Raw genomic sequence first — 18,339 nt, 5'->3', positions numbered from 1 at the left:
GCTCATGAACAACGCTTGTGGGCGTGTTTTAGAGAATGAACCAGGCAGCCACACAAATAATAATAAACAGAATAGTGGCGGAGAAGAACCCGCCGGCGAAAAAGCCGAATGCCATCGCAGCCACCAGCCCTATGCAGGTAACCACACCCCATTTCGAGAGAGCGAGAAAAAGATTGTAGGTTTTTTCGTGCTCGGCGTAGTCCATGGGTGCGCCAAGTTCTGCCGGCGCCGTATCGTGATGTTCAGCCATCTTCAAACCTCATAAAGTCTTAGTCCTATTGGCAATAGCGAAAACGCAGCAGCAGCGCAATGCGCAGATAGTCGCTGAAAAGCCTCCCGGTCGATAAAAATGGCACCTGCGCTGATTTTACCGATCAAGCTAATCCCGCGAACCATCTCAACTGAGCAAATGGGGGAAAAGCCCCGTTACTCCGATGATGATCAGATAGAGCGCAACCACGTAATTGAGCAGACGCGGCGCGATCAGGATGATGATTCCGGCAATCAGCGCAACGAGCGGCGCAATGGCAATTTGTGCAATCATGACAGCAATTCCTCCCTCGAGAATCTGGCTTTGTTGACATCAGGAGTTTTGGACGAGATCACCGGCAGGTCAAGCCCTTGGAGATTTCAGATCAATGGACGGTGACAACCTCACCATTATTGGGCTTAACCGGCAATTGCACCATTTCGATATCAAAGTTCTTGGCAATATTTTCAGCCGTCGTGGCTGCTCCGTAGAGGAAGCCCTGCACATATTCAGCGCCAATCCAGCGATTGATCAGCGCAAACTGTTCCCGCGTTTCCAGACCCTCGATGGTCACGGACAGGCCGAGTTCATGGGTCATCTGCACGATACCGCGCAGAAGTTTCAGGGAACGGCCTTCCTCGGTAATATCAGTGATGAAGGAACGATCGATCTTGACCTTGGTGACGGGTAAATCTTTCAGATAGCTCAGACTGGAATAGCCGGTGCCGAAATCATCAATGGCAACCTGCAGGCCCATGGCTTTCAGACTTTCGAGCACACCGCCCGTCGCCTCACGGTCGGTGATGATTGCACCTTCCGTGACTTCCACCTCAATCAGCGCGGGTTCCACGTTGTATCGCAGCAAGGCTGACCGGATAATATCGGCCATATCCATATTGTGCAGGTCATAGGATGACAGGTTGATCGAAACGGCAATTCTGGAACCCCAGAGGCTGCAATCCTTGATGGCCTGTTCGATGACCGTCCGGGTCAAGTCCGAGATCAGTCCCATTTCTTCAGCCATGGGAATGAACTCCGCAGGAGAAATCGGGCCGAAATCCGGGTGGTTCCAGCGCGAAAGCGCTTCGCACCCGACCATGCGCAAGGTGCGCACATTGATAATCGGCTGATAGGCAACCGACAGGGTCCGCTCGGCAATCGCCTTGCGCAGATCGTTTTTCAGCCGCTGTTTGCTGCGGAAGGACTGATCCATCGTGTCAACAAAAACAGCCCAGGCCTTTTGGCTGTCTTTCCGCGCGGCATCGAGGGCAAGGTCAGCATTCATGTGCATGACAGCAAGATCGAATTCACCCCTGCTGACAACCACCACGCCCGCATGGGCTCCGGTCATGATCTCCTGGCCGGATACATTGTACTGACCCGAAATGGCGGCCATAATCCGCTCGACGCTCTTCAAAATCGCGTCGCGCGTTGGTGCGCAGAACAGCAACACAAACTCATCGCTGCCAAAACGCGAGATGACCGGATGTTTCACATCAACCGAAGCAAGCCGATCGGCAAAGGCCCGCAACAATTCATCGCCAATACGATGGCCGAACGTATCATTGGTCCGCTTCAGGCCATCCACATCAACGACCATCAAGGCGATCTGCATTCCCGTCCCGATACCATCAAGATAGGTCTTGGCAATCTCGGCAAACTGGCTGCGGTTGGGTAGCCCCGTGAGACTGTCATAACGCGCCATACGGCTGATCTGCGCCTCTGCTTCCGCGCGGCGGGTAACGTCCTGCAGGATGAGCACTGTTCCGTGTTGCGGGTCCGGCGTTGCCATAAACTCAAAATGCCGCTTGTTGGGCGTGACAAACATGTCCCGTTCCTTGCGGCCAGTGAGCAGGTCCTGCATCTTGGCGGATAGGGAAGCGTGGGTTTCCTCAGGGAAATAGGCTTTGACGCGGGCAAGCCGCAGCAGGCTTTGCAGGGAATGACCATGCACCTGATCAGGGTCATCGAAGCCCATCATCTTCGCCGCCTTCATATTGGCAACGGTGATATTCTGATTGCTATCAAACATCAGCAGGCCCTGCGGCATACCGTTCAATGCCGCGTCGAAATGGCTGACGACAACGCTCAGCTGCTGTTTACCCAAAAGCGCATCCCATAATGATTGCCGCAGCTTCGAGGCAATCCGGACGTTGCTCCAGAAATACGGCAGGATCAGCAGCGCGAGCAGCCAATTGTAAATGCCGCCAAGCAGAATGAATGTCAGAAAAAGTGGCGCGAGAATACCAAAGGACATGCCAATGATAACCGTCGGCGATACATAGTTCCGTGTTACCAGCGCAACCATTGAAGCAACGACGATCGCCACGCTGGTAATAGCCGCCGAAGTGTCCGCAAAAACATAAATACTCGTCAGGCACAGCAAACCGAGCAGAATGCAGGTGCTGACCGCACCCAGAAGGTATCGCCATTCCCATTTTCGCAAATCCGCCATTGTAGCTGACGAAAGATCTTTTTGTTCAAAAGCACTGGCATTTGCAGTGCGAAGAAGAACAATCACGAAAAAGGCGACCGCAAAACCGACGTAAATTGGCTGATTTGTTTTTATGTAAATAACCAGCGTCGCGAGAATCTGAACAACAGACGTCCACCATACGGCTTTCTTGTTCGCATAAAGTGTGCGCAGGAACAGAATTTCGAGAAAAATACTCTCGTTGCGTTCAATTTTCATCAAGGTGTCCGTGAATAACTGTACCCATAATTGGATACGTTAACGAATACTTTCGAACAAACGCCAACGATACTCAGATTATGTATGAGGCATGCATTTAGAATATTTATTTGCACCCCATGTCAAACTGATATTTATCAAATGGGAAACAGAATTACCAATTCCTAAAAGGATTACGCCGGTGTCATAAACCGTTCACAACCTATGGCTCCAATTCGTTTTGGATTTTTCAGGTTGGACAGGCAATGGTTGTGGGGTTCGGCTTATCCTTGTCGGGGTTTGGATCGTAGAACGGCCCGACCACCAGCGGTTTATCTGGCATGTCAGATTGATCCGCGTCCGATATCATCGTCCGGTCGATGGTCTGCAGTAATTTGCCGCCCGCATCCTCAAGACGGATTGTCACCTTGTACTCCCGCCCAGCCTTTACGCATTTGACTGGCGGACTGTCGATGCCGATCTTTTCGACCGTCGGCCAGACTTTTTGGCGGACAGTAAGTGGCTCTCCACCAGCCGGGTTTTCAAACGTCGTTTCAAGTGTCGCTTCATCAGGTACACGCCGCACCTTGGTCAGCGTCAGGTGATAGGTTGCCTGCGCAATTCGATAATTGAAGACGAATAGTTTTCCGGCAACAGCCAGATAATCACCCTCGCCGGAATCGCGACAGGCACCCAGCACCAGAGCGCCTGTCATGGCGGGCAAGAGAAGAAACATACGCAGCAGCCTTGCGATCTTATGCATGATCATTGTCCGGTTGTGTGCGATTACGACGATAATGTCTCTGGGCCTTCGCCCGGTTTCCGCAGACGGTCATGTCGCACCAACGGCGGCTGCGGTTGCGGCTCTCATCGAAATAGAGCCAATGGCAATTCGGGCAAATCTTGATCCGCTCAAGCCGTGCCGGTTCCAAAAGCCGCATGGCTGACAGGAAAGCTGCCGTACCGAGCGACAGTTCCCGTTTCCGTCCCAACGCATTTGGCAGGGTCAGATCCTGTGTTCCGGGTTCATCACAAACCAGCGCCGAACCGAGTTGCAGGAACGTTGCCATATTTTCCGGCCGCAGTCCGCCGCCCCGCACAGCCGTTCGAAACAGCGCGTTGATGGCCTCCCTGACATCGACAAGCCGCTCCACTTCCGTCTGCGCCGCTGGCGCGCGGAAGCTCGCCTGCCCCCATTCCGGTTTGCGGAAATGCGCCGCAGCCTGAGCAAATCGCTGTAGCTCTGCCCGGTCCGAAAACCGGTCCAGCGCGCGATCGGGGGTTTCCCGGAAAATGACCGTGTTGGCCAGATCAAGGGCCAGCACGCCACCACTGAAACGATGCGCATTCCAATCGAAGGTCATATAAAAATTCTAACTGGTAAAATTGATTTTGCAAGTTAGTATGATCAGGAATATGCGAGTAGCCGATGGCCTATTTTCTGCAATTGCTGATCAATGGCATCCACAATGCCGCGCTCTATGCGTTGCTCGCCTATGGCTATGTGCTGATTCACGGCATCACCCATCGCACAGACCTTTCACTTGGTGCCCTGTTCGCCTTTTCCGGCCAGACCTTTATTCTGGTAACGGCATTTGGCTGGACGGTACTCTGGATGACCCTGCCATTGGCTCTCGGCTTCGGGCTGATTGTTGCGGCGATCTATGTCGGCCTCGGCGGTTACGCCATCGCGAAACTGATCTACACACCGCTCGAGACCGGCAGCCGCAATACGGTGCTCGTCGCCACACTGGGCCTCAGCATATTTCTGATGGAACTGTCGCGCCTTGCTGCAGACACACGGGATTATTGGCTGCCACCCATGCTTGCCGAACCGGTTCATGTGCTTGGCTCCGGCGTTGATATCAGCCTGACACAGATGCAACTCGTCAATATTGTCGTGGCACTCGCCGTCATCACAACGGGCGAACTGGTTATGCAGCGCACGTCCGCCGGACGGATATGGCGCGCGGTCAGCGACGAGCCTTTTGCAACATCCATGTGCGGCATTGATCCGCGTCGCGTCAGAACAAAGGCGATCCTCGCAGCTTGCGGCGTCTGCGCCATCGCGGGGTTTCTGGCTGCGCTTTACTACGGCAATATCAGCTTCACCACCGGGATGATCTTCGGTTTGAAAATCCTGTTCATCACCGCGGCAGGCGGACTTTCAAGACCGCTCTATGCTGCGCTGGGTGCAGCGGCAGTCGGGGTGGTTGAATCCCTATGGGGCGGATATTTTTCCGTTCTCTGGCGCGATGCGGCAGTATTCTCTTTGCTGGTCTTTGTTCTCGCTGTGCGCACGAACAATGATGAGGCCGAAAGAATCTAGCCCTGCAAACTATGGCCGCCATCAATCGTAATAACAGTGCCGGTGATATAGCTGCTGGCGTCGGATGCAAGCAACAACACTGCACCATCAATATCCTCTGGTTCGCCCAGCCTGCGCATCGGATTTTTGCCTTTCAGAAACCCATGCGCGGGGCCACTCATGATGGCCTCATTGAGGCGCGTGGGAAACCATCCGGGAGCAATGGCATTGACGCGAATGGCATGGGACGCCAGTTCCAGCGCCAACGAACGGGTCATCTGGCTTATCGCAGCCTTTGACATGGCATAACCAGCCGATCCTTTGATCGGCGCATCGGCAAGAATGCTCGACAGGTTGACGATCGATCCGCCGACACCAGCCGCAATCATGCGTTTGGCCGCTTCCTGTGCAATAAAGAATGCACCCTCCACATTCACTTCGAAAATATGCCGCAACTGCTCACGCGTTGTGGTGAGTGCGCGCTCAATCGTGGCAACCCCGGCATTGTTAAAGACAACCGTGACTGTCCCGAGCTTCTGTTCCGCCTCATCGAAAGCGCGCTCAATATCAGCGGCTATAGTAACATCGGCAATAATATTCAGAATATTGGGGCTTTGTTCATTATCCGGTGCGGGCGTGCGCGAAATGGAAACAACATTGGCACCATGCGCTGCAAGCACCTGAACCATCCTCAGCCCCAAACCTGAAGATCCACCCGTTACCGCAATAGTCTTTCCTGCAACGGAAATAGAAGAGGCACTTGTCATTACACTCAATACCAACATCAAACTGTTTCTCCACTGTTAGACTGCCCGTGCAACGATGACAACCACCCGAGCGCTTGAGTTCCGCAACGACAATCAATTGGGTTGATGCACCGGTATGGGGCTGCTAACAGTTCAGACAGACTATTCGGGAGAGACAGCCGGGTTAGGCCTATTGCCGCCATTTCCAAGAGCGGCGCAGCCTATGGGATGAAGAGCTGTCTGGGTGATTATCCGGGGAACTGCAACAGTTGCCGGACTTATGGGGAGGAACTGCATGTCGGCTTTGCTTGCCGTGTCGAGAGCGATCGACCGTCTCAATGAATTCGTTGGCCGAAATGTTGCCTGGCTGATTTTCCTGGCCGTTGTGGTCAGCGCCGGCAACGCCATTGTCCGCAAAGTATTCAACCAATCGTCGAATGCCTGGCTGGAACTGCAATGGTTTCTGTTTGGCGGTGCTTTCATGCTTGCCGCGGCCTATACGCTGCAACAGAACGAACATATTCGCATCGACATTGTTTACGGCGCGTTTTCCCGCCGTGTGCAGCATTGGATCGATCTTCTCGGGCACCTTTTCTTCCTGATGCCTTTCGTTCTCCTCATGTGCTTCTACTTCGTTCCCTATGTCAGCCTGTCCTATCGCAGCGGCGAAGGCTCCCCAAGTGCGGGTGGTCTGATCCAATGGCCGGGAAAACTGATCCTGCTTGTGGGCTTTTTGCTGCTGGCCATTCAGGGCGTTTCTGAAATCATCAAGAAGATTGCGGTGATACGCGGCGATATTCCCGATCCCAATCCGCCTTTAAGTCTCGAAGAGATTGCGGAACAGGAAGTTGCCATGGCGGAGGCGCGTAATGATTGAGTTTATTGCGCAGAACATGGCGCCAATCATGTTCGCCTCGCTGATCATTTTCATGTTGATCGGCTATCCCGTCGCGTTTGCTCTTGCTGCAAACGGATTGCTGTTTTTCTTTATTGGCGTCGAACTTGCCCCCTATTCCAACGGGACGATTACCCTCGACTGGCCATTTCTTTACGCCCTGCCCGAACGGTTCTGGGGGGTGATGTCGAATGACACTTTGCTCGCCATTCCGTTCTTTACCTTCATGGGCATCATTCTTGAACGCTCCGGCATGGCCGAAGACCTTCTGGATACAATCGGCCAGTTGTTCGGTCCGATCCGCGGCGGCCTTGCCTATGCTGTCATTTTCGTTGGTGCGCTGCTTGCAGCCACGACGGGCGTCGTCGCGGCATCGGTCATTTCCATGGGCCTCATCTCGCTGCCGATCATGCTGCGTTATGGCTATGACCGGCGTGTAGCGTCAGGCGTCATCGCGGCATCCGGCACGCTGGCGCAGATTATTCCGCCGTCCCTCGTGCTGATTGTTCTGGCTGATCAGCTCGGACGCTCGGTCGGTGACATGTATCACGGCGCACTGATCCCCGGGCTCATCCTCACCGGTCTTTACATGCTATATGTGCTGACCCTGTCGATCTTCAACAAGAAATCCATGCCTGCGCTGCCCGTTGAAGCACGCACGCTGGGTTCGGGTGTTACCTCCCTGATCATCGCTCTGGCGATTGGCGGTATGATCGCCTATGGCGCCATTGTCTGGCTTAGACCTACCGCTGGCACCAACGCCGATATCTGGGGCGCGACAATCGGCATCATCGTGATCTATGCATTCGCACTGGCTGACCGGTCGTTCAGCCTCAACCTGATGTCGCGTCTCGCCCAACAGGTGATCATTGTTCTCATCCCGCCGCTTGCCCTGATCTTCCTCGTGCTTGGCACGATCTTCCTCGGCATTGCCACACCGACGGAAGGCGGTGCCATGGGTGCGGTGGGTGCTTTGCTCATGGCAGCATCCAAGGGGCGTCTCAACCTCGGCGTTATCAGGCACGCTTTGACGTCCACCACACGGCTCTCGTCCTTTGTTCTTTTCATCCTGCTGGGCGCACGCGTCTTCTCGCTCACCTTCTACGGCGTCAACGGACAGATATGGGTAGAACATCTGCTGGCTTCACTGCCCGGCGGACAGGTCGGGTTCCTGATCGTCGTCAATATTCTGGTGTTCTTTCTGGCCTTCTTTCTCGACTTCTTCGAGCTTGCCTTTATCATCGTACCGCTGCTTGCTCCCGTCGCGGAAAAGCTCGGCATCGATCTGATCTGGTTCGGCGTGCTTCTTGGCATCAACATGCAGACGAGTTTCATGCATCCGCCCTTCGGCTTTGCCCTGTTCTATCTCAGGTCTGTGGCGGCCAAGGTGCCTTATATGGACAAGATCACCGGCAAGAAAATCCAGCCCATCACGACGGGGCAGATCTATTGGGGTGCTGTGCCATTCGTTGGCATTCAGATCATCATGGTGGCTCTGACGATTATGTTCCCGCAAATGGTCATGCATTATACCGGCCCGGCCAGCACAGTTAATCCGGCAACCATCCAGATTCCGAACTCAGACCTCGGTGGTGGGCTTGGAGGCGGATTGGGAGGCGGCCTCGGCGGGGGATTGGGCACAGACCTCAGCGCACCACCTCTCGGCGGGCCACCACCTGCACCTGCACCGGCACAGCCCGCACAACCGGCAGCACCGGATTTGAGCCAGCCGCCGAAAATGTAATGTAGACGTTGAGACAAAGAAAAAGCCCGGCAATGATGCCGGGCTTTTTATATCTGGAAACAGAGAGCTTAGAGCTTGCCGTTACGCTGCTGCACCATCATGAACGTATCGAAGGTGTATTCCGCCACCTGAGCATAAAGGAAATGCTCGTTGCGGAACGCCTTGATGGAATCCCATATCTTTTTGAATCCCGGATTGCTGGCTTCGATTTCCGCATAGACGCCATTAGCGGCCTCGAAACACGCATTCAGGATTTCCGGACTGAACGGACGCAGTTGCGCGCCACCGGCAACCAGCCGCTTGATCGCGGGCGGGTTCACATAATCATACTTCTGCAACATGTTCGCATCAGTTGCCTGCGCGGCCGTACGGAACAGGGACTGATAGCTTGGCGGCAGTGAATCCCACTTCTGCTTGTTGACCATGAAGCTAACCGTCGGGCCACCTTCCCACCAGCCGGGATAATAATAGAACGGCGCAACCTTCTGGAAGCCGAGCTTTTCATCATCATAAGGGCCAACCCATTCGGCGGCATCAATCGTACCTTTTTCAAGGGATGGATAGATATCACCACCCGCGATCTGCTGCGGTACGACACCAAGCTTTTCGAGCACCTTGCCAGCAAAACCGCCGACGCGCATTTTGAGACCCTTGAGGTCATCAACAGTCTTGATTTCCTTGCGGAACCAGCCACCCATCTGCACGCCGGTATTGCCACCCGGATAGGCCTGCAATCCCTGCTTGTTGAAGAACTCGTTCATCAGGTCAATGCCGCCGCCATGGTACTGCCAGGCATTCATACCGCGTGCATTAAGCGCAAATGGCACGGCTGCACCCAGAGCCCAGGTGGGGTCCTTGCCCCAGTAATAATAGGCAACGGTGTGGCACAGTTCGACTGTACCCGCTGCGGCAGCGTCCGCTGCCTGAAGGCCCGGAACAACTTCACCCGCCGCAAACGGCTGGATGACAAAATTGCCGTCCGTTGCCTCTTTCAGATATTTCGACAGAACCTCAGCACCGCCATAGATCGTGTCCAGTGACTTTGGAAATGATGACGCACAGCGCCATGTGATCTTCGGCATTGACTGCGCAATGGCTGGCGCTGCCAGCGTGGTTGCCGCAGCAACCCCCGCACCGGCAAACCCGGCATTCTTGATGAATGAACGACGATCCATATACTCTCCTCCAGAATTTATCGCTTCAGACCCCCCGGACAGTTTCTGTCCATTGCTCCCGGTCTGGAGATCACCATACACGCTCGACTATTCAAGTCCAGCCGCTGAAAACACAAACGAAGCGCTGATTAAAACAGAGTGAATCCCCGCAGAAAAAACACCTTTTGCGACGGAATGCCTCCCGCCGTCGGCAGCCATTGGAAACGCACCCGAATTACACTACATTCCAGAGAGAATTATTATTTGGAGCATCGCCATGCGGCAGCCTCTCGTCGCCATCACCTCAGACGTTCGCGCCTTTGAAAATTATACGTGGCACGCAGCACCCGATCAGTATCTGAAAGCGGCCTATGACGCAGCCGGTGTCATTCCCCTGATCGTCCCTTCCTTTGGCGAAGGCCTCGACATAGACGCTATTCTTGACGGTGTGGATGGTGTTCTGGTTACAGGCTCCAAATCCAATGTGCATCCTTCTCTCTACGGCGTGGAACCGACCGAGGCGCATGAACCCTATGATCCCGCCCGCGATGCAACTTCATTGCCCTTGATCCGCCGGGCAATTGAGCGCGGCGTGCCGCTGCTTGCCATTTGCCGTGGCATTCAGGAACTGAACGTCGCCCTTGGCGGAACACTCGCCACGGAAATACAGGAACTCGACGGCCGTATGGATCACCGCGCGCCTCAGTCCGCCGAACAGGCTGAGCGCTTCGCCATCCGCCATCCCGTGCGCATCAAGCCCGGCTCATGCCTTGCCAATGTGATGCAGTCGGACACGGTTCAGGTCAATTCCGTACACAGACAGGCCATCGACCAGCCCGCCGCCCAGCTCGATATCGAAGCCGTGGCTGAGGATGGAACCATTGAGGCCGTATCGGTCAAGAACGCCCGCGGATTTGCCGTTGGCGTGCAATGGCACCCGGAATACTGGGTGAAAACCGACAGCCCTTCGCGCAAGATTTTCGCTGCCTTTGGCGATGCCGCGCGTGCGCACAAGGCAAGCCGCGAAAGGCTTCAGGCCGCCGAATAATTCGGTTTAGAGCAAGTCGACACCCGCTGCGGACAATGACAAAAGCACCGACCGCGGCGCGACACTAACATAGGCGCGCCCGTCACCGGGGCTAAATTCGACGATGGTTTTTCCGGACTGGTCGGCAAATGCAATCGTGCCATCCGGATTGTTGCGCCATTCCGTTGCGTTGGCGAGAGGCGGGTAAAGCGCCACGCAATCCTTATTCACATGCAGGGCATCATGACCCGGTAGGCCGTTTTCCTGCGGAAATGCCTTGCATCTGGCACTACCGCCCGGACTGCTGATCACAAATGCCGGCGCATCGAATTCCGTCAGACCTGTCGAGGCAGTCGTTGTCGGATCAACATTTTGAGACGCTGTGAATGATGCGAAATCCGCAAACAGCGCAGCAGCAGCAAAAAAGGAGAAGAGGCCGATCCCGGCAGTTAAACTCAGTTTCACAATGAACTCCCCGGGGCGTACGCGCACGGAAAGACCTTAAGCAATCAGCGTTAATCAACCGTTAGAGCGCGATGAATGCCTCTCGCGCCTGATGATGCTACCGCTCTTTGGGTTTTGAGGTTGACTGCCGGATACGCAGCTCCGGCTTGATAAGTTCCTGCCGTGCATGGGTGTCAGCGCCGTTGAGCTGATCAAGCAGCGCCCGTGCTGCACGCTGGCCGACTTCGCGCTGACCATTCCACACCGTCGTCAAAGCAGGAGTGGCAATCGCCGCTTCTTCCAGATCATCATAGCCGGTCACGGAAATATCGACGCCGGGAACCATGCCCGCGCGGGCAATACCATTCATCATGCCGATGGCAGCAAGATCATTCCAGCAGACCGCAGCGGTGGGATGATCTTTCAGCGCCAGAAACTGCGGCGCAGCGTCAAAACCAGCCTGTTTGGTGCGCGGTCCCGGAATGCGCCATTCCGGCTTGACCTCAAGACCTGCCTTTTGCATGGCCAGAAGATAACCTTCATAGCGATCGCGGCCTGTCGATGTCTGGTCCGTACCACCGACCATGGCAATCCGTGTATGTCCGAGGGAAATCAGATGGTTTGTCGCAAGACTGATGCCGTAGGAATCATCGCCGCGAAACACTGGCACATTCGCGTCTTTGACCGTACGGGCGATCAGAACAACCGGCAGACCATTATCCTCGGCCATGCGAATATCTTCGGCGGGCGTGCCGATGGCCGGCGACATGATGACCCCATCACCGCCCAGTTGCAGAACGGTCTCGATGAAAGTGCGCTGTTTATCCAGCTGATCATAATGGTTCGACAGAATGAAGGTCTGACCGGAGCGATCAAGCTCGCCCTCAATTGCCCGTAAAATTTCCGCGAAAAACGGGTTCATGATGTCATGAACGACCACACCGACAATGCCCGAGCGTGATGTACGCAGACTGGCCGCCCGACGGTTATAGATATAACCGATGGCACGGGCATGTTCCTTGATCTTCTCGCGCGTCTGGTCCGCCACAAGGGGACTATCGCGCAAAGCCAGCGATACGGTTGCAGTAGACACTTTCAGCGCGTCGGCAATTGTCGATAGTTTGATCTTTTGCGCCAAAAACCGCCTCCTCGCCGTCTGGTCAGACAAATACATTGTCGTTCTCTGGCGTTATGCCATTGCCACCCGATAAATCAAAGCCCTTTCGCCGCTTAGGCGATGCAAAGCCCCAATTGGCTTTGGATAGCGATCCGGGCACATGACAATCAGGAGCGCATCCGCAACCGGTGTTCCCTATGCACGACGTAAAGACCGCTCGCAATAACGATGACAGCCCCCAGAAGCGTATAAACATCGGGGAACTGGTCAAAGACGAGATAGCCGAACGCGAGCATCCAGATGATCTGCAGGAACGGATAAGGAGCAAGAGCAGCTGTCGTTGCACGCCGATAGGCCAGAATGATCAGATAATGGCCCAACCCGCCAAAGAAACCAAGCATCAGCAGAAGCACAATCTGAAACCATGTCTGCGGCAGGACAGCTTCCGTTATGGCAGGTGAAATAAGAATGGCAGGTGCTAACGCCGAGAAAAAGATCAGGCTCTCAGGTGATTCGGTGGCAGCCATGCGGCGGGTCAAAAGCACGTAGAGCGAGTAGCTCAGCATCGCCAGTATCGAATAGGGCAAGCCGGGATTGAGCGTTCCGAAGCCGGGACGCGCAATAATCAGCACGCCTATAAATGCCACGATAATCGCAGCCCAGCGGCGCCAGCCTGCCCACTCCCCCAGCAATGGCCCCGCCAGTGCCGCGATAACCATGGGCGCAGCGAATGTGATTGTGATCGTTTCGCCAAGCTGCATGGTCTGCAGCGCGTAAAAGTTGAAATAGGTAGAGCCAAACAGGCACAGTCCGCGCAGCAATTGAAAACGGTAACTCCTGACCCTGAAAAGCGCAGGATTGGTCCAGCCGCGAAAGAAAATGAGAACCAGCACCGCGTGCTCGACAAACCGCATCCACGACACAAAGGCCGGTGGTATACCCTGAAGAACCAGATATTTGGCGCTTGTATCGAGACACGAGAAGAGGATGCCCGCTGCAAAAATATAAAGAATCGCAGCAGCAGGAACGGCTTCCTGAGAGGAAGGAGTAGATACAGACAAGATGCTAACCAATCAGACAGGCAGGACTGGCCACCATGTTAGCAATTTCGCACCGTTTGTAACGGTCAATCGCACGCGACGCGCAGAAAATTACTCGTCGTCACCGTCCTCATCATCGTGATCGTCATCCGATCCCGTCTGACGCAACAGTTCAGCAGCCGACAAATTGATCTCAAGGCGCTGCAGCATTTTGATCAAAGCCTTGCGTTCCTTCTTGTCAAAACCCTTCATCGCATCCTTTTCAGTCTTGCGAATGGATTTCTCAATGGCTTTGATCGCCTCATTGCCTGTGTCCGTCAGGAAAATATGCGCCTGACGCTGGTCAGTCGCAGATCCCTCTTTTTTGACAAAACCCTGCGTCTGAAGCCGGGAAATTGTTTTGGTGATTGTTGGCGGGCGAACACCGAGGCGTTTTGCCAATACACTTGGCGAAAGACCATCCTCGTGCGCGAGTTGCAACATGACGGCGTCCTGTCCCGCATAAAAACCATGGGCCAAAAGCCGGGTGGCCAATGCCGTGCGCGTCAGCCGAGCGGTTGATTGCAGACGGTGAAGAATGAGAGGCTTGCGTTCCTTGACCATTCAAATTCCTGCTCGCTGTGAACCAATTGTCCCGTTAATGATAAGGCGGCTAGCTCTTTTTGGTAAATGGTAATTATCAGACGAAGGATGTCGGCGCTGTGCAGTCTCAACTTTGAACGAAAATAACCTTTGGCGCCTCAATTTTCAGCTCTGCACCATCAAGCCGATCCCCCGATGAACCCGCGTTACAATTCTTATATGACATTCTGATGAAATTTGCCGACGAATTGCCGCCAGAGCCCAAATAAGCGGATAAAAATCGGGGTGGGGATGCCTACCCTCGTTCCATCAAGGCAGTTATGCTAACAGGGTCCATGTAACCCGTGAGTGACCCATGCCCACGCCACCAACCAAAACAATTGCTCTTCTTCCTCTTGGTGCCCATGAGCAGCATGGCCCGCATTTGCCCTATGAAACCGACACATTGATCGCACAAGGGTTCGTCAACCATCTGAAACCGGCTCTTCCCGCAACGCTTTCAGTCGATTTTCTACCGGTTGAGCCTGTTGGTTACTCCATCGAACACATGGATGTTGCAGGAACGAAAACCCTGGCTTTTGACGAGGCTGTCCGCCGCTGGATCGATATCGGCAAGGGCGTCGCAGATCGCGGCCTGTCCAAGTTGGTCATTCTCAACGCCCATGGCGGCAATTCTCCGCTGATGACAATTGTCGCCACGGAACTGCGGGTTCGTTTCAATATGCTTGCTGTCGCAACAAGCTGGACGCGATTTGGTTTGCCGGATGGGCTTATTTCTCCGCAGGATAAAGCGCTCGATATCCATGGCGGTTTTATCGAAACCTCGGTGATGCTGGCGCTCTACCCGGAAAGGGTCGAAATGGCGAAGGCACAAAACTTTGATTCGAACCAACGACTATATATCGAGACCTACAAACATTTGCGTGCCTATGGTCCGCATGCCTTTGGCTGGAAAATGTCAGATCTGAACAGGCTTGGTGTTGCCGGCGATGCCTCCCGCGCCACGGCAGAGGCTGGAGAAAAGTTCATTGCACACAGTTTAAAGGGCATGATCGAACTGCTCGAGGATGTCGACCGCTTCGACTGTTCGGTTTTTGCGTGACAGGCTCAATCCGCTTGAACAAACCATTCACGCAATTGAACACATCGGATGTGGCAAAACCCGTCATGATCACCTATATCCTGTGTTCATCCTTTCAAAGAGGCACACGATGAGTGAAGCTCCAACGACCACCAATGCTGCGCCTGACACCGCGCGCATTCCTCAGATCCCCGTCACCGTTCTCACCGGTTATCTCGGTTCCGGCAAGACGACGCTGCTCAATCGTATTCTGAGCGAAGACCATGGCAAACGTTATGCGGTCATCGTCAACGAATTTGGCGAGATCGGCATTGATAACGACCTGATCGTCGAATCCGACGAAGAAATCTATGAAATGAACAATGGCTGTATCTGCTGCACCGTGCGCGGAGACCTGATCCGCGTGGTCGAGGGCCTCATGCGCCGCCCCGGCCGCTTTGATGCGATCATCGTCGAGACAACGGGTCTGGCTGATCCTGTTCCCGTCGCCCAGACCTTCTTCATGGATGATGACGTGCGCAGCAAAACCATGCTCGATGCTGTGGTCGCCCTTGTCGATGCCAAGCATCTGCCATTGCGTCTGAAGGACAGCCGCGAAGCCGAGGACCAGATTGCCTTTGCTGATGTTGTCCTGCTCAACAAAACAGATCTGGTAACGCCGGAAGAACTGGCTGGCGTCGAGGCAACCGTTCGTGCCATCAACCCCTATGCGGTCATCCATAAGACCGAGCGCGCCAGTATCGATCTGACCCGCGTGCTCGATCGCGGCGCCTTCGATCTGACACGCGCCTTGGAAAACGACCCGCATTTCCTTGATCATGATCATCCTGATCATGCCTGCGGCCCCGATTGTGATCATGACCATGATCACGGGCACCATCATCACGATCATGACCATGACCACCATGGACATCATCACCACCATGATCACGCGTCGCCGATTCACGATACAACTGTGATCTCGGTTTCCCTGCGCGTGGGCGAACTCAATTCCGACAAGTTTTTTCCTTGGGTCCAGAAAATCACTCAGGATCAGGGGCCGAACATCCTGCGACTGAAAGGCATTCTCGCATTCAAGAATGATCATGAGCGCTATGTTATTCAGGGCGTCCACATGATTATTGAAGGTGATCATCAGCGCGCATGGAAAGACAATGAAAAGCGCGAAAGCCGCCTTGTCTTCATCGGTCGCGAACTCGACCACGATGCGCTGAAATCCGGACTTGAAAGCTGTCTCGCCTAGGCTACAAACATATTGAATGAAATTGAAATGGCATGATGTCTTTCGTTCGAATGCCGATACCGCTGTAAGAGCAGCCTCGCACGAACGAAAGGCATTGCCTTTCACATTCCTGTTTGTTTCTTTTTGCCATTCCGGGCGTCATTTCAATCCAGTTCATGAGCTTGCCATCTATGCCGACTATTGCCCCGCTTGATCTGACCGGTCACTGCATTGACGCCCGTTTTGTCCAGGACGTTCCATTCTTTGCACTCGCCGATGGCACGGTGCATCGGCTCGACAATGGCCATAAGATTACAGAGGCTCATGACGGTCTTCTTTGTGCGGTGCTTTCTTCAGATGGTAAGTCATTACTTACAAGTGGAGAAGATGGCCGCGTCTGTTCGACGGGATTGAATGGCGAAGTCACCGAACTCAGCAAGATACCACGCAAATGGATGACTGCCTTGGCGGTGGCACCGAACGGTGCCATTGCCTATGCCTCGGGAAAGATCGCCTGGGTGCGCGCGCCTGATGGTTCGGTGCGGGAACTGGTTCATGAGCGCAGCGTGGAAGGCCTCGCCTTTGCGCCGAAAGGCCTGCGGTTGGCAGTTGCCCGTTATAATGGCGTAACGCTGCACTGGCCTGCCACCAATGGAACACCGACAGAGCTGGAATGGAAAGGCGCGCACGTCTCGGTCATTTTCTCGCCTGACAACCGATTCCTTGTCACGTCCATGCAGGAAAACGCGCTGCATGGCTGGCGTCTGGAAGATAACAGGCACATGCGCATGACTGGCTATCCCAACAAGGTGAAAAGCTGGTCGTGGAGCCCGAAGGGCAAATGGCTGGCGACATCAGGTGCGCCGGCGTCCGTTGTCTGGCCATTTTCGGGCAAGGACGGCCCGATGGGCAAGGCGCCACTGGAACTTGGCACGCGCGGCGACAGTGCCGTGACCGCCGTCGCCTGTCACCCCGTCGAGGATATAGTCGCGATTGGCTATTCCGACGGCATGATCCTTGTCGGGCGCTTTGGGGATCAGAAAGAAGTGCTGCTGCGCCGCCCCGGCAAGGGCGCAATTTCGTCGATGGATTGGGACAGAACCGGGCACCGCCTCGTATTTGGCAGCGAGAGCGGCGATTGCGGCGTTGTGGATATTACGGCGTAATCTCTTTTTCCGCGCTTGATCAAAATAGTATTTAAGTAACGACGTACGGCCCGGAAAGCCCGCTTTTGCGGGCTTTCGTTTGCTCGGAGTTCAACGCGTCCGTTCGGGTCTTTCAATCCACTGGACTGTTTTCGCGGCTTTGCCGCCGACCACTCACGCTTCAGGCTCTGAGCCTGCCGGGAAGATTGGTATTTTGAGAAGCTTATATAGGGAATGGTTGGTTGCGGGGACAGGATTTGAACCTGTGACCTTCAGGTTATGAGCCTGACGAGCTACCGGGCTGCTCCACCCCGCGCCACCAATTACGGCATGTATGCCGCCACAGCCCGGATATTTCCGTTTGTCCGTCCTCGAAGCTGAAGAAGGCTTCTGCGGTCGGACGGGGAGGCTGGTCCACCCCGCGCTACCAAGCAGCTTTTGCCGCTTTTGTTCGCCCCTGCGCTTTGCGCTGTGGCTGAACGGTAAGATGTGCCTTACGGCCTGCTGGTTATTATGCTCTTTTGTCCGATGCTTTGCAAAATCGTGAGCTGATATGCAAAATCGTGTGTTTTGTTTTGCAAAAGCAAAAGGCCGCGATGAGCGGCCTTTGCTTGTTTGGTATTGAATTTGTGAGGTGTTCTGATTTCATGTTGCGCTTGGCAGACCTGGCAGCGACCTACTCTCCCGCGTCTTGAGACGAAGTACCATTGGCGCTGGAGCGTTTCACGGCCGAGTTCGGAATGGGATCGGGTGCAGCCGCTCCGCTGTAACCACCAGGTCAGCAAAGAGCAACGATGAAAGAGAAGCTGGTTTTTGGGGAGTAGTGAGTAGTGAGTAGTGAGTAGTGAGTAGTAAAATGAATGACTACTGACAATTAGCTACTGACTTTTGCACTGACCGTGCGTTAGCCTTG

The 18,339-nt window shown here is 54.5% G+C and carries 18 protein-coding genes, 1 tRNA gene and 1 rRNA gene; 7 read left to right on the top strand and 13 right to left on the bottom strand.

What is annotated here, in order from left to right:
* Nucleotides 1-28: 28 nt before the first annotated feature.
* From FHW17_RS06075 to FHW17_RS06055, 5 genes are all read right to left on the bottom strand, one after another.
* Nucleotides 29-250: an aa3-type cytochrome c oxidase subunit IV gene (locus tag FHW17_RS06075; RefSeq protein WP_112528896.1), complete on the bottom strand. Its 222-nt coding sequence runs from the start codon at nt 248-250 to the stop codon at nt 29-31.
* Nucleotides 251-397: 147 nt separating this feature from the next.
* Entirely contained in the window at nt 398-544 is a 147-nt protein-coding gene (locus FHW17_RS06070; protein WP_091878304.1) for a DUF3096 domain-containing protein, read from the bottom strand.
* A gap of 91 nt (nt 545-635) precedes the next feature.
* Entirely contained in the window at nt 636-2,942 is a 2,307-nt protein-coding gene (locus FHW17_RS06065; protein WP_112528898.1) for an EAL domain-containing protein, read from the bottom strand.
* 229 nt (nt 2,943-3,171) lie between these two features.
* Complete coding sequence (locus FHW17_RS06060; RefSeq protein ID WP_246706748.1) at nt 3,172-3,684, bottom strand: hypothetical protein; 513 nt, start codon at nt 3,682-3,684, stop codon at nt 3,172-3,174.
* Entirely contained in the window at nt 3,677-4,285 is a 609-nt protein-coding gene (locus FHW17_RS06055) for a CGNR zinc finger domain-containing protein (RefSeq protein WP_112528900.1), read from the bottom strand. The genes FHW17_RS06060 and FHW17_RS06055 overlap by 8 nt, the downstream gene beginning before the upstream one ends.
* A gap of 65 nt (nt 4,286-4,350) precedes the next feature.
* Between FHW17_RS06055 and FHW17_RS06050 the strand changes: the two genes are divergently transcribed.
* Nucleotides 4,351-5,250, top strand: a complete 900-nt coding sequence (locus FHW17_RS06050) for a branched-chain amino acid ABC transporter permease (protein WP_113097699.1) — start codon at nt 4,351-4,353, stop codon at nt 5,248-5,250.
* Here FHW17_RS06050 and FHW17_RS06045 read toward each other — a convergent pair.
* On the bottom strand, nt 5,247-5,996 hold the full coding sequence (locus FHW17_RS06045; RefSeq protein ID WP_182509654.1) for an SDR family oxidoreductase: 750 nt from the start codon (nt 5,994-5,996) through the stop codon (nt 5,247-5,249). The genes FHW17_RS06050 and FHW17_RS06045 overlap by 4 nt on opposite strands.
* Nucleotides 5,997-6,270: 274 nt before the next feature.
* Here FHW17_RS06045 and FHW17_RS06040 point away from each other — a divergent pair, with 274 nt between their 5' ends.
* Both FHW17_RS06040 and FHW17_RS06035 read left to right on the top strand, forming a co-directional pair.
* On the top strand, nt 6,271-6,852 hold the full coding sequence (locus tag FHW17_RS06040; protein WP_112528907.1) for a TRAP transporter small permease subunit: 582 nt from the start codon (nt 6,271-6,273) through the stop codon (nt 6,850-6,852).
* The gene (locus FHW17_RS06035) at nt 6,845-8,614 is read left to right on the top strand and encodes a TRAP transporter large permease subunit (protein WP_182509426.1); all 1,770 of its coding nucleotides are present in this window, start codon (nt 6,845-6,847) and stop codon (nt 8,612-8,614) included. The genes FHW17_RS06040 and FHW17_RS06035 overlap by 8 nt, the downstream gene beginning before the upstream one ends.
* A 68-nt stretch (nt 8,615-8,682) precedes the next feature.
* Here FHW17_RS06035 and FHW17_RS06030 read toward each other — a convergent pair whose 3' ends face one another.
* Nucleotides 8,683-9,789 (bottom strand): TRAP transporter substrate-binding protein, encoded by a 1,107-nt coding sequence (locus FHW17_RS06030; protein ID WP_112528911.1) that lies wholly within the window; start codon nt 9,787-9,789, stop codon nt 8,683-8,685.
* A gap of 256 nt (nt 9,790-10,045) precedes the next feature.
* On the opposite strand from FHW17_RS06030, the gene FHW17_RS06025 reads away from it, so the two are divergent.
* Nucleotides 10,046-10,816, top strand: a complete 771-nt coding sequence (locus tag FHW17_RS06025; protein ID WP_112528913.1) for a gamma-glutamyl-gamma-aminobutyrate hydrolase family protein — start codon at nt 10,046-10,048, stop codon at nt 10,814-10,816.
* Between the two features lie 6 nt (nt 10,817-10,822).
* On the opposite strand, the gene FHW17_RS06020 is transcribed toward FHW17_RS06025, so the two are convergent.
* The 4 genes from FHW17_RS06020 to FHW17_RS06005 all read right to left on the bottom strand — a co-directional run bounded on the left by FHW17_RS06020 (nt 10,823) and on the right by FHW17_RS06005 (nt 13,999).
* The gene (locus FHW17_RS06020) at nt 10,823-11,260 is read right to left on the bottom strand and encodes a hypothetical protein (protein WP_113097695.1); all 438 of its coding nucleotides are present in this window, start codon (nt 11,258-11,260) and stop codon (nt 10,823-10,825) included.
* 97 nt (nt 11,261-11,357) lie between these two features.
* Nucleotides 11,358-12,377 carry a LacI family DNA-binding transcriptional regulator gene (locus tag FHW17_RS06015; RefSeq protein ID WP_112528917.1) on the bottom strand — a complete coding sequence of 340 codons (1,020 nt, stop codon included), beginning with the start codon at nt 12,375-12,377 and terminating at the stop codon, nt 11,358-11,360.
* A gap of 146 nt (nt 12,378-12,523) precedes the next feature.
* Nucleotides 12,524-13,417, bottom strand: a complete 894-nt coding sequence (locus FHW17_RS06010) for a DMT family transporter (protein WP_210275821.1) — start codon at nt 13,415-13,417, stop codon at nt 12,524-12,526.
* A 90-nt stretch (nt 13,418-13,507) separates the two neighbouring features.
* Nucleotides 13,508-13,999 carry a MarR family transcriptional regulator gene (locus FHW17_RS06005; protein ID WP_112528919.1) on the bottom strand — a complete coding sequence of 164 codons (492 nt, stop codon included), beginning with the start codon at nt 13,997-13,999 and terminating at the stop codon, nt 13,508-13,510.
* 334 nt (nt 14,000-14,333) lie between these two features.
* Here FHW17_RS06005 and FHW17_RS06000 point away from each other — a divergent pair, with 334 nt between their 5' ends.
* The 3 genes from FHW17_RS06000 to FHW17_RS05990 all read left to right on the top strand — a co-directional run bounded on the left by FHW17_RS06000 (nt 14,334) and on the right by FHW17_RS05990 (nt 17,447).
* Nucleotides 14,334-15,080: a creatininase family protein gene (locus FHW17_RS06000; RefSeq protein ID WP_182509425.1), complete on the top strand. Its 747-nt coding sequence runs from the start codon at nt 14,334-14,336 to the stop codon at nt 15,078-15,080.
* A 109-nt stretch (nt 15,081-15,189) separates the two neighbouring features.
* Entirely contained in the window at nt 15,190-16,302 is a 1,113-nt protein-coding gene (locus FHW17_RS05995) for a GTP-binding protein (RefSeq protein WP_112528923.1), read from the top strand.
* A gap of 170 nt (nt 16,303-16,472) precedes the next feature.
* Entirely contained in the window at nt 16,473-17,447 is a 975-nt protein-coding gene (locus FHW17_RS05990; protein WP_182509424.1) for a WD40 repeat domain-containing protein, read from the top strand.
* A gap of 218 nt (nt 17,448-17,665) precedes the next feature.
* Here FHW17_RS05990 and FHW17_RS05985 read toward each other — a convergent pair.
* Together FHW17_RS05985 and rrf are read right to left on the bottom strand one after the other, a co-directional pair.
* Nucleotides 17,666-17,742 (bottom strand) — tRNA-Met (locus FHW17_RS05985).
* 347 nt (nt 17,743-18,089) lie between these two features.
* Nucleotides 18,090-18,204: ribosomal RNA gene (gene rrf, locus FHW17_RS05980) — 5S ribosomal RNA — on the bottom strand.
* Between the last annotated feature and the right edge of the window lie 135 nt (nt 18,205-18,339).

The organism is Phyllobacterium sp. P30BS-XVII (genome assembly GCF_014138335.1).
Taxonomy (GTDB): Bacteria; Pseudomonadota; Alphaproteobacteria; order Rhizobiales; family Rhizobiaceae; genus Phyllobacterium; species Phyllobacterium meliloti.
This window is presented reverse-complemented; position numbering and strand designations above follow the sequence as displayed.

What these genes read in the sequence shown, in the direction of transcription:
- FHW17_RS06075 (WP_112528896.1), bottom strand. Translation starts at nt 250, where the DNA reads ATGGCTGAACATCACGATACGGCGCCGGCAGAACTTGGCGCACCCATG.
- FHW17_RS06070 (WP_091878304.1), bottom strand. Translation starts at nt 544, where the DNA reads ATGATTGCACAAATTGCCATTGCGCCGCTCGTTGCGCTGATTGCCGGA.
- FHW17_RS06065 (WP_112528898.1), bottom strand. Translation starts at nt 2,942, where the DNA reads ATGAAAATTGAACGCAACGAGAGTATTTTTCTCGAAATTCTGTTCCTG.
- FHW17_RS06060 (WP_246706748.1), bottom strand. Translation starts at nt 3,684, where the DNA reads ATGCATAAGATCGCAAGGCTGCTGCGTATGTTTCTTCTCTTGCCCGCC.
- FHW17_RS06055 (WP_112528900.1), bottom strand. Translation starts at nt 4,285, where the DNA reads ATGACCTTCGATTGGAATGCGCATCGTTTCAGTGGTGGCGTGCTGGCC.
- FHW17_RS06050 (WP_113097699.1), top strand. Translation starts at nt 4,351, where the DNA reads ATGGCCTATTTTCTGCAATTGCTGATCAATGGCATCCACAATGCCGCG.
- FHW17_RS06045 (WP_182509654.1), bottom strand. Translation starts at nt 5,996, where the DNA reads ATGACAAGTGCCTCTTCTATTTCCGTTGCAGGAAAGACTATTGCGGTA.
- FHW17_RS06040 (WP_112528907.1), top strand. Translation starts at nt 6,271, where the DNA reads ATGTCGGCTTTGCTTGCCGTGTCGAGAGCGATCGACCGTCTCAATGAA.
- FHW17_RS06035 (WP_182509426.1), top strand. Translation starts at nt 6,845, where the DNA reads ATGATTGAGTTTATTGCGCAGAACATGGCGCCAATCATGTTCGCCTCG.
- FHW17_RS06030 (WP_112528911.1), bottom strand. Translation starts at nt 9,789, where the DNA reads ATGGATCGTCGTTCATTCATCAAGAATGCCGGGTTTGCCGGTGCGGGG.
- FHW17_RS06025 (WP_112528913.1), top strand. Translation starts at nt 10,046, where the DNA reads ATGCGGCAGCCTCTCGTCGCCATCACCTCAGACGTTCGCGCCTTTGAA.
- FHW17_RS06005 (WP_112528919.1), bottom strand. Translation starts at nt 13,999, where the DNA reads ATGGTCAAGGAACGCAAGCCTCTCATTCTTCACCGTCTGCAATCAACC.
- FHW17_RS06000 (WP_182509425.1), top strand. Translation starts at nt 14,334, where the DNA reads ATGCCCACGCCACCAACCAAAACAATTGCTCTTCTTCCTCTTGGTGCC.
- FHW17_RS05995 (WP_112528923.1), top strand. Translation starts at nt 15,190, where the DNA reads ATGAGTGAAGCTCCAACGACCACCAATGCTGCGCCTGACACCGCGCGC.
- FHW17_RS05990 (WP_182509424.1), top strand. Translation starts at nt 16,473, where the DNA reads ATGCCGACTATTGCCCCGCTTGATCTGACCGGTCACTGCATTGACGCC.